Origin of the sequence: Sphingobacterium griseoflavum, from assembly GCF_014653155.1 — a bacterium.
GTDB lineage: Bacteria > Bacteroidota > Bacteroidia > Sphingobacteriales > Sphingobacteriaceae > Sphingobacterium > Sphingobacterium griseoflavum.
Genome location: NZ_BNAF01000004.1, coordinates 50,142 through 62,751, shown reverse-complemented (window position 1 = coordinate 62,751; position 12,610 = coordinate 50,142). Strand labels below are relative to the sequence as shown.

13 protein-coding genes and 2 tRNA genes are annotated in these 12,610 nt (G+C 43.7%); 8 read left to right on the top strand and 7 right to left on the bottom strand.

Annotation, left to right across the window (positions count from 1 at the left end; translation table 11 throughout):
* Positions 1-210: 210 nt before the first annotated feature.
* Positions 211-591, bottom strand: a complete 381-nt coding sequence (locus IE165_RS06070; RefSeq protein ID WP_189625714.1) for a hypothetical protein — start codon at positions 589-591, stop codon at positions 211-213.
* A 134-nt stretch (positions 592-725) separates the two neighbouring features.
* On the opposite strand from IE165_RS06070, the gene IE165_RS06065 reads away from it, so the two are divergent.
* On the top strand, positions 726-1,106 hold the full coding sequence (locus IE165_RS06065) for a hypothetical protein (protein ID WP_189625713.1): 381 nt from the start codon (positions 726-728) through the stop codon (positions 1,104-1,106).
* 3 nt (positions 1,107-1,109) lie between these two features.
* Here the strand turns inward: IE165_RS06065 and ribD are convergent, their stop codons facing one another.
* Positions 1,110-2,162, bottom strand: coding sequence for a bifunctional diaminohydroxyphosphoribosylaminopyrimidine deaminase/5-amino-6-(5-phosphoribosylamino)uracil reductase RibD (ribD, locus tag IE165_RS06060; RefSeq protein ID WP_189625712.1), 1,053 nt, complete (start codon positions 2,160-2,162; stop codon positions 1,110-1,112).
* 63 nt (positions 2,163-2,225) lie between these two features.
* Between ribD and prmC the strand changes: the two genes are divergently transcribed.
* Together prmC and IE165_RS06050 are read left to right on the top strand one after the other, a co-directional pair.
* Positions 2,226-3,089: a peptide chain release factor N(5)-glutamine methyltransferase gene (prmC, locus tag IE165_RS06055; protein ID WP_189625711.1), complete on the top strand. Its 864-nt coding sequence runs from the start codon at positions 2,226-2,228 to the stop codon at positions 3,087-3,089.
* Between the two features lie 138 nt (positions 3,090-3,227).
* Positions 3,228-3,300, top strand: a tRNA-Lys gene (locus IE165_RS06050).
* A 256-nt stretch (positions 3,301-3,556) separates the two neighbouring features.
* Here the strand turns inward: IE165_RS06050 and IE165_RS06045 are convergent.
* The 3 genes from IE165_RS06045 to IE165_RS06035 all read right to left on the bottom strand — a co-directional run bounded on the left by IE165_RS06045 (position 3,557) and on the right by IE165_RS06035 (position 5,525).
* The gene (locus tag IE165_RS06045; RefSeq protein ID WP_189625710.1) at positions 3,557-3,931 is read right to left on the bottom strand and encodes a DoxX family protein; all 375 of its coding nucleotides are present in this window, start codon (positions 3,929-3,931) and stop codon (positions 3,557-3,559) included.
* A 219-nt stretch (positions 3,932-4,150) separates the two neighbouring features.
* On the bottom strand, positions 4,151-4,717 hold the full coding sequence (locus IE165_RS06040; RefSeq protein WP_189625709.1) for a dihydrofolate reductase family protein: 567 nt from the start codon (positions 4,715-4,717) through the stop codon (positions 4,151-4,153).
* Positions 4,718-4,790: 73 nt separating this feature from the next.
* Complete coding sequence (locus IE165_RS06035) at positions 4,791-5,525, bottom strand: helix-turn-helix domain-containing protein (RefSeq protein ID WP_189625708.1); 735 nt, start codon at positions 5,523-5,525, stop codon at positions 4,791-4,793.
* A gap of 387 nt (positions 5,526-5,912) precedes the next feature.
* Between IE165_RS06035 and IE165_RS06030 the strand changes: the two genes are divergently transcribed.
* From IE165_RS06030 to IE165_RS06020, 3 genes are all read left to right on the top strand, one after another.
* Positions 5,913-6,911 (top strand): aldo/keto reductase, encoded by a 999-nt coding sequence (locus IE165_RS06030; protein ID WP_189625707.1) that lies wholly within the window; start codon positions 5,913-5,915, stop codon positions 6,909-6,911.
* Between the two features lie 67 nt (positions 6,912-6,978).
* Positions 6,979-7,878 carry a helix-turn-helix domain-containing protein gene (locus tag IE165_RS06025; RefSeq protein ID WP_373297913.1) on the top strand — a complete coding sequence of 300 codons (900 nt, stop codon included), beginning with the start codon at positions 6,979-6,981 and terminating at the stop codon, positions 7,876-7,878.
* 310 nt (positions 7,879-8,188) lie between these two features.
* Positions 8,189-8,261: transfer RNA gene (locus IE165_RS06020), tRNA-Lys, on the top strand.
* A 94-nt stretch (positions 8,262-8,355) separates the two neighbouring features.
* Here the strand turns inward: IE165_RS06020 and IE165_RS06015 are convergent.
* Positions 8,356-8,736 carry a DUF1634 domain-containing protein gene (locus IE165_RS06015; RefSeq protein WP_189625706.1) on the bottom strand — a complete coding sequence of 127 codons (381 nt, stop codon included), beginning with the start codon at positions 8,734-8,736 and terminating at the stop codon, positions 8,356-8,358.
* Positions 8,736-9,572 (bottom strand): sulfite exporter TauE/SafE family protein, encoded by an 837-nt coding sequence (locus IE165_RS06010; protein WP_189625705.1) that lies wholly within the window; start codon positions 9,570-9,572, stop codon positions 8,736-8,738. The genes IE165_RS06015 and IE165_RS06010 overlap by 1 nt, the downstream gene beginning before the upstream one ends.
* 647 nt (positions 9,573-10,219) lie before the next feature.
* Between IE165_RS06010 and IE165_RS06005 the strand changes: the two genes are divergently transcribed.
* Positions 10,220-11,374, top strand: coding sequence for a serine hydrolase domain-containing protein (locus tag IE165_RS06005; RefSeq protein ID WP_229826381.1), 1,155 nt, complete (start codon positions 10,220-10,222; stop codon positions 11,372-11,374).
* 160 nt (positions 11,375-11,534) lie between these two features.
* On the top strand, positions 11,535-12,569 hold the full coding sequence (locus tag IE165_RS06000; protein WP_189625704.1) for an MBL fold metallo-hydrolase: 1,035 nt from the start codon (positions 11,535-11,537) through the stop codon (positions 12,567-12,569).
* Positions 12,570-12,610 lie beyond the last annotated feature (41 nt).

The following is a 12,610-nucleotide window of genomic DNA, read 5'->3' as shown; positions in this document are numbered from 1 at the left end:
CAAAAGAAGGCGATGTATTAGCGCGGCCTTGTAGATTTTTTGTACTTCAGAAACACAGGAAATAAGCACATGTAAGTAGTCATAAGAATAGTAGTTTACAGTCGATTAAAAGTAGTTTATAGTTGTCAGATAAAAATAGGAATTAAAAACAAAAAGAGTGAAGTTTTTAACTTCACTCTTTTTAAATAATTAGAAATCAGATACTTTAATTTATTTAGGATATCCCTCTTCGTCCAAATCATCGCGATAGTCTTCCATATCTTCCGCCAGCTTCTTGTCATAAGGGCTTACTTTCAAATCTTCTTCTCCTACGATATGCATATTTGAATTTTCTAGATTTTCACCCTTAAGTTCGTCCTTCTCAGCATATTCATCACCTACGAAAGGATTTGCTTCGTCGTAGCTAGAGTCATCGTCTTCGGCGCCTTCGCTCAGCGTCGGATAATCTGCTGGATGCTCGTAATCGGGATCTCCATTGGCGACATCATATACATATGACGATTTTTCTGCATCGTAGATCAAATCGTCTGACGGTTTCGCTGTGGCTTCTTCTCGTTTATCCATTTTGCTATTACCTGATTCTGGTAGCATATTTCCTCCTTTTTTTCATGTAAACTACAGCTATAACAATTTCGAGTCGCACCTAGTTTTATAAAATTTAGATTGCTGTTTTGCATATGCCTTCTTTTTAGTAACTTTAGAGTAGATTATAAACTTCTTTTATTATGCACACGAAAACAGAATACCTGATATGGGATAAAATTGTCCATAGTGCTAAGAACAGAATTGATTTCAACACTTACGGAGAGAAAGCTGCCAAGATAAGTCCAGAAATTATGGACAAACTCGTCTTACACATTATTGTCGCTTTTGCGTCTGGAGAAGATCATTGTAGCATATCAACCAACCTACACAACGAGCTGCATCATATTGGCATCGCGGTAAACGAGGAAGTGATCGATAATATCATCGCGGACAAACACGTGGTTTTTAGCGCAGAAATCTATGCGGCGTATTTGACGTTTTCTATGCTGGAAGATGGACATCAAGAACAAGAAGTCCTTGGCTACGTCGCCGATCTTTTGGACAGCCCTAAGGTCTACTAGCATTTACGTATTGAAATAAAACGATAAGGTATCGCTGCCAACTGCTATGGAAGACGCGGGATCTTGGTTCAGCACTGGGGATGCTATACCGTTCGTCCAAGTAGTTGGAGACACAAAAACCCGCGCTTCATCCCATATGCCCGCATGGATAAACTGTTGCAACGTTTTAACTCCACCTTCAATGATAATTGACTGCACATCCATCAGGTAAAGCTGGTACAAAATATTTTGTGGTAAATAAAGCGGAAAATTTTCTAAGGCGATCAGTTTCAGCTTAGCGTGCCAATCGGTTTTTATGGCATTGAACACGATGGTCTCGGCTGCCTCGTCATAGAGGGCGGCATCTGCAGGAACCACCAAATCCCGGTCGATAAGCACCCGTTTCGGATTACGGCCTTTCCAAAGCCTGACGGTCAGCGATGGATTATCGAGTAGCGCTGTGGCCGTTCCAACCAAGACCGCATCTTCTTCCGAACGCCATTTATGCACCAATTGCTTACTTGCCTTATTACTTATCCAGGCCTGTCCGGGTTCAACAGGCGCAAACATGCCATTATTGGTTTCTGCCCATTTCAAAATCACATAGGGTCTTTGTTGCGTGATCCGCGTAAAGAAACGGCGGTTCATAAAGCGGCATTCCGATTCCAGAACACCTACCTCCGTCACCATTCCGCTAGCTTGCAATTTCTGCAAACCTTGACCATTTACCTTCGCAAAAGGATCCAAGCAGCCGATCACCACGCGTGCAAAGCGATGGCGTACAAGCATATCCGCACATGGAGGTGTATTTCCATGATGAGCGCAGGGCTCTAGGCTGACATATATCGTTGACCTTTTAAACAGCTGCTTAGCAAGCTCCTCCCCTAAAACGCGCATGGCGTCCTGCACCGCATTGACCTCGGCATGTGGTCCTCCATAGGGGGATGTGTAGCCCTCTCCAATAATCCGTCCGTCGCAAACGATTACAGCGCCCACCATTGGATTCGGACTTACCGTTCCTGCACCTAACGCGGCCAAATCAAGGCAGCGACGCATATATGCTTCATCATGTACCATGATACAAACTTAGTATTTAGCAAAGAATATAAAAAGTGCGGGCCGCTTTTGTAAGTTTGCAACATGAAAGATTACAAATCTTGGGCAGATGAATATAGCAAGCAACTTGCCTCGCTCTATGATGCAGACGAAAGCAGGCAGATTTTTCTGTTGGCCTATAGCTTCATCCGCAATAAGAAAGCCGTACATTATGCATTGGAGCGCCATACGTTGGTAGAAGACGGTGCATCCATCCAGTTCTTGCATATGTTGCAGGAATTGCAGCGGGGTCGACCAATCCAACACATTATTGGCGAAGCTGATTTTTATGGCCTGCGTTTTAAGGTTAACGAGCATACGCTCATTCCGAGACCCGAAACGGAAGAACTTGTCGATTGGATCATCCAAGAATATGCAGATATACGCGATCTGACCATACTGGACATTGGCACAGGTTCTGGGTGCATCGCTATCAGCCTGGCGAAGCACCTTCCCAACGCGCGCGTCGATGCGCTGGACATCTCCAAAGAGGCTATAGCTGTGGCGCGTGAAAACGCGGTCCAACTGGGCGTTCCGGTCAATTTTATACAGGCGGATATCTTGGAATGGGATAGTTTTATGCAGGACAGCCAACGTTACACCGTTGTGGTTAGCAACCCACCTTATATCACGCCCAAAGAGCAAGCTGGGATGCATAGCAACGTGTTGCAATACGAACCGCATTTGGCCTTATTTGTCGAGGAACATAACCCACTCCTTTTTTACGACGTAGCCGCAGACCTTGCTAAAAAACATATGGAATCTCACGGTGCTTTATTTTTCGAGATAAACCAATACCTTGCCGAACAAACGGTGGATTTGCTTCGCAAAAAAGGATTCGGGAGGCTACGCTTACGAAAAGATCTCAACCACGCAGCCCGCATGATCTCCGCAAAACAGATTCTCTAACCATTTTTTCAAACTGAAAAACAAGCATTTAAAAGTATCAATAAAAAATAAAACCGCTTTGGTTTGGCTCAAATCAACATTTTTTATACCTTTGCATCACTTCAAACAACGAAGGTTGCTTCGAAACGATAGAAGTAAGATTCCGTAGCTCAGCTGGTAGAGCAATACACTTTTAATGTATGGGTCCTGGGTTCGAATCCCAGCGGGATCACGGAAGGCACAAGAAATTGTGCCTTTTTTGCTATTTAAGGGATTCGAACAGAAGGGTTGGGATGGGTTCGAACGCCCTCGTTCCGGGCTTGTGTGCGGGGTGGTGAGACGGAACATATCCCAGCGGGATCACAAAAAAGCTCAATCGAAAGATTGGGCTTTTTTTGTGCAGCAAGCTGGGATTAGAACATAGCGAAGCTCGTTTCAATAGCGTACCTGTTATCCATTACCCAGTCGATGGATTTTAAATGTCACGGTTAGCAACTTAACTTTCGGTTTGGCGGCCTAAAATACCATGACAGTCCAGTTAACAATAGCAGTAGTGCCGGTCCAACATATTCCATTGGGCCGTCGGCCATGGCAACGTGCGTAAAAACAGCGCCTGATAGCAGGAAGAAAAAGCCTGCGTAGGCCCATTCTTTTACAAGCGGAAATCTTGGAAGCAATATGGTCAGCACACCTAAAATTTTCCATACTCCAATAATGGTTAGAAGATAAGACGGATAACCCAGCGCATCCATTTTTTGGACTTCTTCGTCCATTTGAATTAACTGCACTATTCCTGTGGAAACCATCCCTAAGCTTAGCCAAATAGTTGCGATCCAATAAATAATTCTACTTTTATTTTTCATAGCTTGTTTAATTAATATTACTTTTTCATCGTACGCCTCTTTGCGTCGTCTGTAGCAGTATCCAAATTCAAAAGCGCAAGATAAACCGGAACATATTATGTTCTACGATCTAAAAACAGCAGCTATATATTCTTCGACTCCATGGCAAGAAGTTTGCACGACAGCGTATATCTTCTTGTCGCCAAGAATTGCAACAGGGGACATACCTAGGGGTGCGGCTTAAAAAAAAATCTCGTGCTCGGCCGTTTGTCTTTCAATTTTACGCTCGTAATGCAATTGTATCAATCCGCTATCAAAAGTTTTTGCCATCACAAATTCCAGTGTTTGCTCCGGTCTTCCTGCGTTGAACAGTCGTGTTCCATTACCTAGCAAAACAGGAACAACGGAGATAATAATTTCGTCTATGGCATCGCGCCTTAGTAGTTCGTTGATCACTTCAGCTCCGCCGTCACAATAGATGTGTTTACCATTTTCCGATTTCAAGCGGTCCACCAGTTTGGTTAAGTCGTCGGTATAAAAAATCGTCCTACCAACTTGTGGTCGCTCGTTTCTTGTAATGACATAAATATCTCGTTGCCCGTTGTCGTAGTGAGAAGTTCCAATTTCACGAACCACATAGTCATAGGTTTTTCGGCCAATAATTAAGGTATCAATACGCGATGTAAATTCCGCATAGCCATAGTCTTCTCCTTCTTTTTCTACCAGTTTTAAAAAGCTAAGATCGTCGTTCGGTTTGGCAATATAACCATCTAGGCTCATAGCAATGAAAAGTGAGATTTTTCGCATTTGTTCTTGATTTTAATGTTTCTGCAAATTTACGCCTACGCGATAAACCACACTTTGTAAAAATGCGACAAAATTAAAGTAAAGAGGGAGAAAGTCCCGTATTCCGTTTGACATCGAGACAGAGATGGGCATGGTCATAATAGCCACACTCAAAAGCTATGTCCAGCAAACTGCGGTTTTGATCCGAACGCTTGATGAGAAATAAAGCACGTTGGAAACGGATAATGTTGGCATACTCCTTTGGTGACAGACCGATAAGCCTCTTAAAATCCCTCTCTAGCTGGCGTACCGTCGTGCAATTTCTTTTGGCGAGCTCGCCTATACGAGTCAGTCCGTTCGCGTCATGGATATCCTGAATAACGGAATGCAATTGATTCGTTTTGGATTGCATTCTTCCAGCATAAAAGCGATCAAAGTAACGGAATGGACTGTCCAAGGCATGACCGACAACGAAACAGTTGGACTTTTCCAATTCGACAGTATGATTGGTTAATTCATCCTGGGGCGCATAACTGTAAAAATTGGCAAAAGTTGCGGGCTTCAGGCACACTCCTACTATATGCGTATCGACAGTTATCAAACTGTCTTTAAACGAATTCATTGCACCAACCACATAAGTTTTCCCAAATTCCATCGTAAACCTGCCATTATCTGTGAGACATTTATTTCCCAAATTCAGCATGATCCCCGCGCAGCCGTCGGGAAAAACACGTTCCCAAGCTTCTCCGTTTTGGTTGCCTTTCAATTCCCAATAAAAATGGATAAAGGCAGCTAATCCTTCCCTAGGTTTAACGATGTTGTATTCCATTGGCATTCGTCTTTCGGCAATTAATAAAAGCTGTTTCCCACATACTACCTGCACTTCCCTGTTTAGGAAAACCATCTGTTACCACAAAGGTAAATCGGAAAGGAAGCAAAAAAGATTGTCATCGTCAAGCCCCTCTCTACAAATGTAATATTTTTTTGATGCCTTGCACAACGAGATCCCTTCGATTCAAATAATGGGTTGCTAAGGTAGGTTTACCTATTTTTTATCTTATGCAGACCCAACAATGCAATGGGTAGATTGCTCAGCATGAACGTTTAGGGACTAAACTTTAGCACAAACCCTTGATTTGCTTAGAACTTTCAGGGTTCCGCATACAACAGGTATCGCATGCTTCGCGAACTTTGTTTCATACTAATAAAGGCAAAAATGAAAAAAATAAATTTAGGAAGCGAGGGGTTGATTGTTCCAAGTGTAGGCTTGGGCTGCATGGGCATGACAGGTTTTGAAGAAGGACACATGTACGGGGAAGCAGACGAGCGAGAAGCTATCGCCACGATTCACCAATCGCTAGAATTGGGTGGTAATTTTTTGGACACAGCCGATTTGTATGGCCCGTTCAAGAATGAGCAATTGATTGCGAAAGCAATAAAAGGCCGCCGAAACGATTGTATTATCGCGACGAAATTTGGCTGGGAAATAGACGACAACCACAAAGTGACCTGGGCCATAAATGGGAAAAAAGAATATGTTAAAAAAGCCGTAGAGCGGTCGCTAAAAAACCTTCACACAGATTACATCGATCTGTACTATATGCACCGGCTTGACAAAAATACACCCATCGAAGAAACGGTGGCCGCCATGAGCGAACTTGTAAAGGCAGGAAAAGTTGGATTTATCGGTCTATCTGAAGTGTCATCATCGACAATCGAGCGGGCTCACGCGATCCATCCCATCACGGCTGTGCAAAGTGAATATTCCTTGTTTGAGCGGACGACGGAATCGCGCGGTATACTAGATACATTGCGAAAGCTGGGGATAGGGTTTGTGGCATATTCTCCTTTAGGCCGCGGATTTCTATCGGGTCAAATACAAACATTGGATGACCTTCCGGCAGATGATTTCCGACGTGCCATTCCACGCTTCCAAGAGCCCCATTTTTACAAGAACATCGAGCTTGTTAAAGCTATCGAAACAATGGCGTTAGAGAAAGGCATCACTACAAGTCAACTGGCACTTGCATGGATTATAAATAAAGGTATCCTACCTATCCCAGGTACCAAAAGAAGAAAATACCTAACGCAGAATATAGCGGCAGCCGACATCGTTTTGACGGATGCAGAGCTATCAAAACTCGAAAGCATTGTGCCCTTGGGTACCGATACGGGCAACCCATACGATACGTTTAGTATGGGTCTTATCGACTAACCTATTGGTCGCGGTTGGCATTTTAACTGCCAACCGCTATGATATGAATAAAAATATATACATTAGTATGATGAATACTATTCGATCAGTCTCCGAATTCCATCGATTACTCTCGTTGACCGAACCGAAACATCCATTGGTAAGTGTCATCGATCTTGCTGAAAGCATCTTTTTAGAGGATGCTATATGGAATGGCTTCGTTAATAGTTTTTACTGCGTGGCCCTCAAAAGGGATACCAAAGGCAAGATTCGGTATGGGCAGCAGCATTATGATTACGACAAGGGTGTGCTAAGTTTTACCGCGCCTAACCAAGTTCAATATCTGGACGTAAGTGATGTGGAATGTGGATCAGGCTACCTACTCATTTTCCACCCAGATTTTTTACTTTCGCATCCTCTAGCTCGCCACATTAACCATTATAGCTTCTTCTCTTATGCCGTAAATGAGGCATTGCACCTCTCGGCTGACGAGGAAGCTGATTTGGTTACGGTCTTGAATAAGATCGATAAGGAATGTTCGCGCATCGACAAATACACGCAGGACATTATCCTGTCACAAATCGAGTTGCTGCTTAATTACTCCAATCGGTTTTATGAACGGCAATTCATAACCCGCAAAAGCCAAAATCATCAGTTGCTGGTAAAATTCGAAGGTGTCATGAACGATTTTTTTGAAAGAGGCGCCAAAACGCGAAGAGAACTATTAACGGTACATCGCGTTGCCGAAATCATGAATTTGTCACCAAACTATTTAAGTGATCTGCTGCGTTTGCATACCGGACAAAATACCCAACAGCATATACACCGGCGCATGATTGAAAAGGCAAAAGAACAGCTGTCGACAACAAATTTATCCATCAACGAAATTGCTTATGGGTTGGGCTTCGAGCATGCGCAATCCTTCAGCACACTGTTTAAGAAAAAAACCAGCCTTTCGCCGATTGAGTTTCGACAATCGTTTAATTAAAGTCCTGATCAGCATTTTTTTAGAGGATATATCAATTTCAATCTTCGGAAACTGTTATTGCAATGCACTAGTGTCCGCTTCGGCTATTGCCTTTGTTCCGGAAATGATGTACAAAGGCGAACCTATCTTGATGTTGCAAGTACGGTCGGATCAAATAATCCGCTTGGCGAATTCCTTAAATTTTATTACACTGATAATCAGCAAATACGGAAACAAACACTAAAACATCATTTTTTCCGCTTGACATACTAAACATTTTTTTTACCTTTGCATCACTTTAAACAAACAGCGTAAGCGTATATGTTTAAAAGATTCCGTAGCTCAGCTGGTAGAGCAATACACTTTTAATGTATGGGTCCTGGGTTCGAATCCCAGCGGGATCACAAAAAAGCTCAATCGAAAGATTGGGCTTTTTTTGTGTCCCTGGCTGGCTTTTGAAGAGAAGGGTCAACGTTGCAGATATTTTAGTTGGAGGCTTTAATGTGCAAAACCAAAATAGACACTGAAAGATACTATAGCGAGCACGGTTAACGTAATAGCGACATACAAACCATCTTTTTCGAGCATAAAGCCAACAAGGGACAGCAGCAATCGAATGAGGGGTGTCAAAAACAATAGAATGACTGCTAAGTAGATGACTGCAGCTCCATCAAAATTGGCAATCCCGCTAAATACGTCATCGAGTACCTCCAACAGACTTTGGTCATGCGCGATAAAATTCCGGTAGTCAACCGTAGCGTCTTTATTATTGATTAAAAAAAGTGCACCTCCCAGTATACCAATTCCCAATACAATCCATACGCTATATTTCAGGAGATTACCGATGATGTACTGTATCGTTTTATCTGTTATTTTCATTATATCCTCCCTTTAATTCCGCTGTAAATCATGTTCAGTGCAAGAAACACGATCACAAATGCAAAAAAGAACCGCAGCTTTTTAGGATCTGTGGCCATCAATATTTTTGATCCCACCATGGCACCAATCAAAACCCCCACAAGCACCGGTAGGCAGATCGTAGGAATGATATAACCCTTTTGGATGTAAATTACCGAACTCGCCAGCGCCGTGACGCCCATCATAAAGTTACTGGTTGTCGTGGATACTTTAAACGGAATGCGCATGATGCTATCCATGGCAATAACCTTGAATGCCCCAGAACCTATACCCAAAATTCCGGAGAGTAGGCCTGCTAGCCCCATCATGCTAAAACCGCCGATCACATTTTTGACTCCATATGCAATCTGTGTATTCGGTCCATCCGGATAAGTAGCGTCCAGTTTTAGCTTTTGTGCAAGCAAACTGGATTCCTCCAATATACCCTCCTGCTTTTTGCGCAACGAATTTGCCGCGGAAAATATAAGCGCCATACCAAATAAAATAGATATGTAGGATGTGGGAGCATAGGCCGATAGTATCGCACCCGCTACGGCACCGGCGGTCGTCGCAATTTCCAAAAACATACCCAAACGAATGTTGGCAACGCCCGATTTAACATAGGCAGCGGCCGAACCCGAGGATGTTGCTATAACCGAAACAAGTGCAGCGCCGATTGCATAATGTATATCGACGTCCAGTACGAGTGTTAGCAGCGGAATGAGCACGATCCCACCCCCAAGACCAGAAAGCGACCCAATAATTCCGGCCATAATGGCGCCTAAAAGCAGTAACGCAACAAATACAATAACTGTCATATTTTACAATAATTATTCTGGTAGAAATGTAAGCCAGATTTTAAAGCATACCTATTTCATTTAAAATCAACCAATCCTCCCCTCGACATCGTATGCCTTCGACCTGCAACCTTCGTAGATTTTTCTACCCGCAAAGGTACTCAAGATGTATTAACCTTATGCACGGTAATGGTTAGAAAATAATTAGAATGTCGGAATAGTGGGTATATTTTTAGGACTATTTTGGAATTTACGTATAGCCTATTTCATGATAAAGCATAATTAAACCTTGCTCATGAAAACTAAAAACAAGAGTTAGGCCGAGTCTATCTGCCAACTGTTGGCCTGGCCTGATGCTACAGGCAAGAGTGAGGGTGCGGCAGCACCTGTTGCATATAGATCAGCGCAGGCGCATACCATATTTAGGTAAACCTTCTAGAGCACAAAAGCAGGTAAATTGTGTTTGCCATGTTGGCAAGTCCAATACGACAATTATTAGGAAGATTTTAGCTATTTTTATAAATTAGCTTCTGAGAAAAAACTGCTGCTTACCTGCTCATTACCATAAATGGCGTTAGCGCAGGCAAGCGGAAGGGCTTTTAAAGAATCACAGCCTTCCCGAAGCGGGCGGAACAGCAGGATAAGCCTTGACACATACGAATGATAGCATGATGAAACTATTCGCAAAAATTCTAGCCTATATAGCAGGTATTTCCCTCGCTATCATCGCCTTCGCCTACATATTCCATGCCGATTACATTTTAAAAGCTATCCGAGTCACCTATTTCACCGGACACACGACCGCCTACTTGTCGGATTACAAATACTTTGACAACAACACCGTGGCGACATCCAATCCACAACCTTGGGCTGAATACACCAAAAAGGCGCAGCTTCCAGATAGCATCATGCAATTCCACGGGCGTGAACGGTCCGTGGCCTATGTCATTATCCACCGCGATAGCGTCGTACTAGAACATTATTTTGATGGATATGGCCGCCACTCCAAATCCAATTCGTTTTCAATGGCAAAAAGTGTCGTTTCCGCGATCTTGGGAAAGGCAGTGGAGAGCGGAAAGATTAAGGGCCTCGATCAAAAGATTGTGGATTTTGTTCCCGAAATAGCCGGAAAATATGCAGCGGATGTCACCTTTAGAGATTTAGTAAGTATGAGTTCGGGTATGAAATGGGAAGAAGACTACTACAGTCCGTTTTCGGTTGTTACCCAACTTTATTTCGACAAGAGCATCGAGGCCATGCTAGATAAACTTCCCATCGCGCATAAACCTGGACAGCAATTCAGCTACCAAAGTGGAGACACCCAATTGCTGGGTATTGCGCTACAGCGTGCGACAGGTTCATCTTTAAGCCAACTGCTTTCCGAATATTTTTGGAAGCCTATGGGAGCGGAGCAGGAGGCTTTATGGCAGGTAGACAGTAAGGAACATGGTATAGAGAAAGCCTATTGCTGCCTTGCCAGTAACGCCCTCGATTTTGCCCGGTTCGGAAAACTGTACCTGCAGCACGGACGGTGGAAAGGCAAGCAATTGCTCGCGGAAGACTATATCTCGGCATCGTTAAGACCGAGGTTCAAAAATGGCGAAAACTACGGCTATGGCTGGTGGATTGGCGATTTTAAGGGGAAGCCCTACTTCTACATGGATGGACATCTAGGGCAATTTGTCATCGTGGTGCCCAGCGACGATCTCATCATTGTTCGTCTTGGACACCAGTTTGACAACAAACCCAAAAATAAGGCTGGCTCCTCGTTCTACAAATTTATCGACCACGCTTACCGGATCCTGGAAACGAAAGGTACGTAGTGGCCCTTGCAATATAGCACCGTATGCAGAGATAAGCTTCTTCCCTACGTTTTGTTTAACCGTCATACAACATTAGGCCCGGACATCTGCTTGCTGTATGAGGATGTATAAAGTAAAATCGAATGGTACACGTCTATTTAAGAAATACAGATCGCAAAAGATGAAGTTAAAAAAAATGTTTGGGCAGTTTCCCGATCAAAAACGGAAGGCCTATTTCAAAACCTTACCCAACTATCAAGACGGACAGTTCCAAAACCAGATACCCACCCCGGCCCTATTGGAGGGCGAGAGCATGGCAAAGTTGCTCTTAGAATTTTTTGGTCGCCATAAAGATACTACGCCAACTTCACCGATTCCCGCGATCAAAACCGATCTCCTTCATTTGCAGAACGATAAAGATGTCCTTGTTTGGTTCGGACACAGTTCCTATTTTATGCAAATCGATGGCAAGCGATTTTTAGTGGATCCCGTTTTCAGTGGTAACGCTTCACCCGTTTTCGGATCGGTCAAAGCATTTCCCGGAAGCAACGGTTACCAAGCGAGCGACATGCCCGACATTGACGTGCTACTGATCAGCCACGACCACTGGGATCATTTAGATTACGGCACCATACGGTTGCTGGAAAATAAGACTAAGCAGGTAGTCTGCGGACTCGGCGTCGCACAGCATTTCCTATTTTGGGGTTGGCCAGAAGATAAAATCATCGAAAAAAACTGGTATGAAACCGTAACGCTAGCGGATAGCATACAAATAACCCTCACTCCTGCGCGGCATTTTTCAGGTCGATTTTTGAGCCGGAATATCTCCCTTTGGACCTCATTTATCTTGCAGACTCCCACCAAAAAGCTATTTCTCGGAGGAGATAGCGGCTACGGTCCGCATTTCAAAGAGATTGGCGAAAAATATGGTCCTTTTGACCTAGCTATCTTAGAATGTGGGCAGTATAATGAACGGTGGCCCTACATTCATTCGCTACCAAAAGAAATAGTCCAAGAAGTGAAGGAATTGCACGCAAAGGCTTTATTGCCGGTCCACCATTCAAAATTCAAACTGGCGCAACATCCTTGGTATGAACCGCTCGAACAGGTGACGACACTGGCCGAGCAAGCATCGATACCTATTGTCACACCGAAGATCGGCGAAGAGGTCAATCTAACGTCCATAAAGACAATATGGCCGAAATGGTGGCGGTAATGTAGCAAGCAATGCAAAAAAGATGGGTACGCTAGTCGTCT

Bases quoted from the DNA above. Each gene is read 5' to 3' on its own strand.
- IE165_RS06070 (WP_189625714.1), bottom strand. From the start codon at position 591: ATGCTACCAGAATCAGGTAATAGCAAAATGGATAAACGAGAAGAAGCC.
- IE165_RS06065 (WP_189625713.1), top strand. From the start codon at position 726: ATGCACACGAAAACAGAATACCTGATATGGGATAAAATTGTCCATAGT.
- ribD (WP_189625712.1), bottom strand. From the start codon at position 2,162: ATGGTACATGATGAAGCATATATGCGTCGCTGCCTTGATTTGGCCGCG.
- prmC (WP_189625711.1), top strand. From the start codon at position 2,226: ATGAAAGATTACAAATCTTGGGCAGATGAATATAGCAAGCAACTTGCC.
- IE165_RS06045 (WP_189625710.1), bottom strand. From the start codon at position 3,931: ATGAAAAATAAAAGTAGAATTATTTATTGGATCGCAACTATTTGGCTA.
- IE165_RS06040 (WP_189625709.1), bottom strand. From the start codon at position 4,717: ATGCGAAAAATCTCACTTTTCATTGCTATGAGCCTAGATGGTTATATT.
- IE165_RS06035 (WP_189625708.1), bottom strand. From the start codon at position 5,525: ATGGAATACAACATCGTTAAACCTAGGGAAGGATTAGCTGCCTTTATC.
- IE165_RS06030 (WP_189625707.1), top strand. From the start codon at position 5,913: ATGAAAAAAATAAATTTAGGAAGCGAGGGGTTGATTGTTCCAAGTGTA.
- IE165_RS06025 (WP_373297913.1), top strand. From the start codon at position 6,979: ATGATGAATACTATTCGATCAGTCTCCGAATTCCATCGATTACTCTCG.
- IE165_RS06015 (WP_189625706.1), bottom strand. From the start codon at position 8,736: ATGAAAATAACAGATAAAACGATACAGTACATCATCGGTAATCTCCTG.
- IE165_RS06010 (WP_189625705.1), bottom strand. From the start codon at position 9,572: ATGACAGTTATTGTATTTGTTGCGTTACTGCTTTTAGGCGCCATTATG.
- IE165_RS06005 (WP_229826381.1), top strand. From the start codon at position 10,220: ATGATGAAACTATTCGCAAAAATTCTAGCCTATATAGCAGGTATTTCC.
- IE165_RS06000 (WP_189625704.1), top strand. From the start codon at position 11,535: ATGAAGTTAAAAAAAATGTTTGGGCAGTTTCCCGATCAAAAACGGAAG.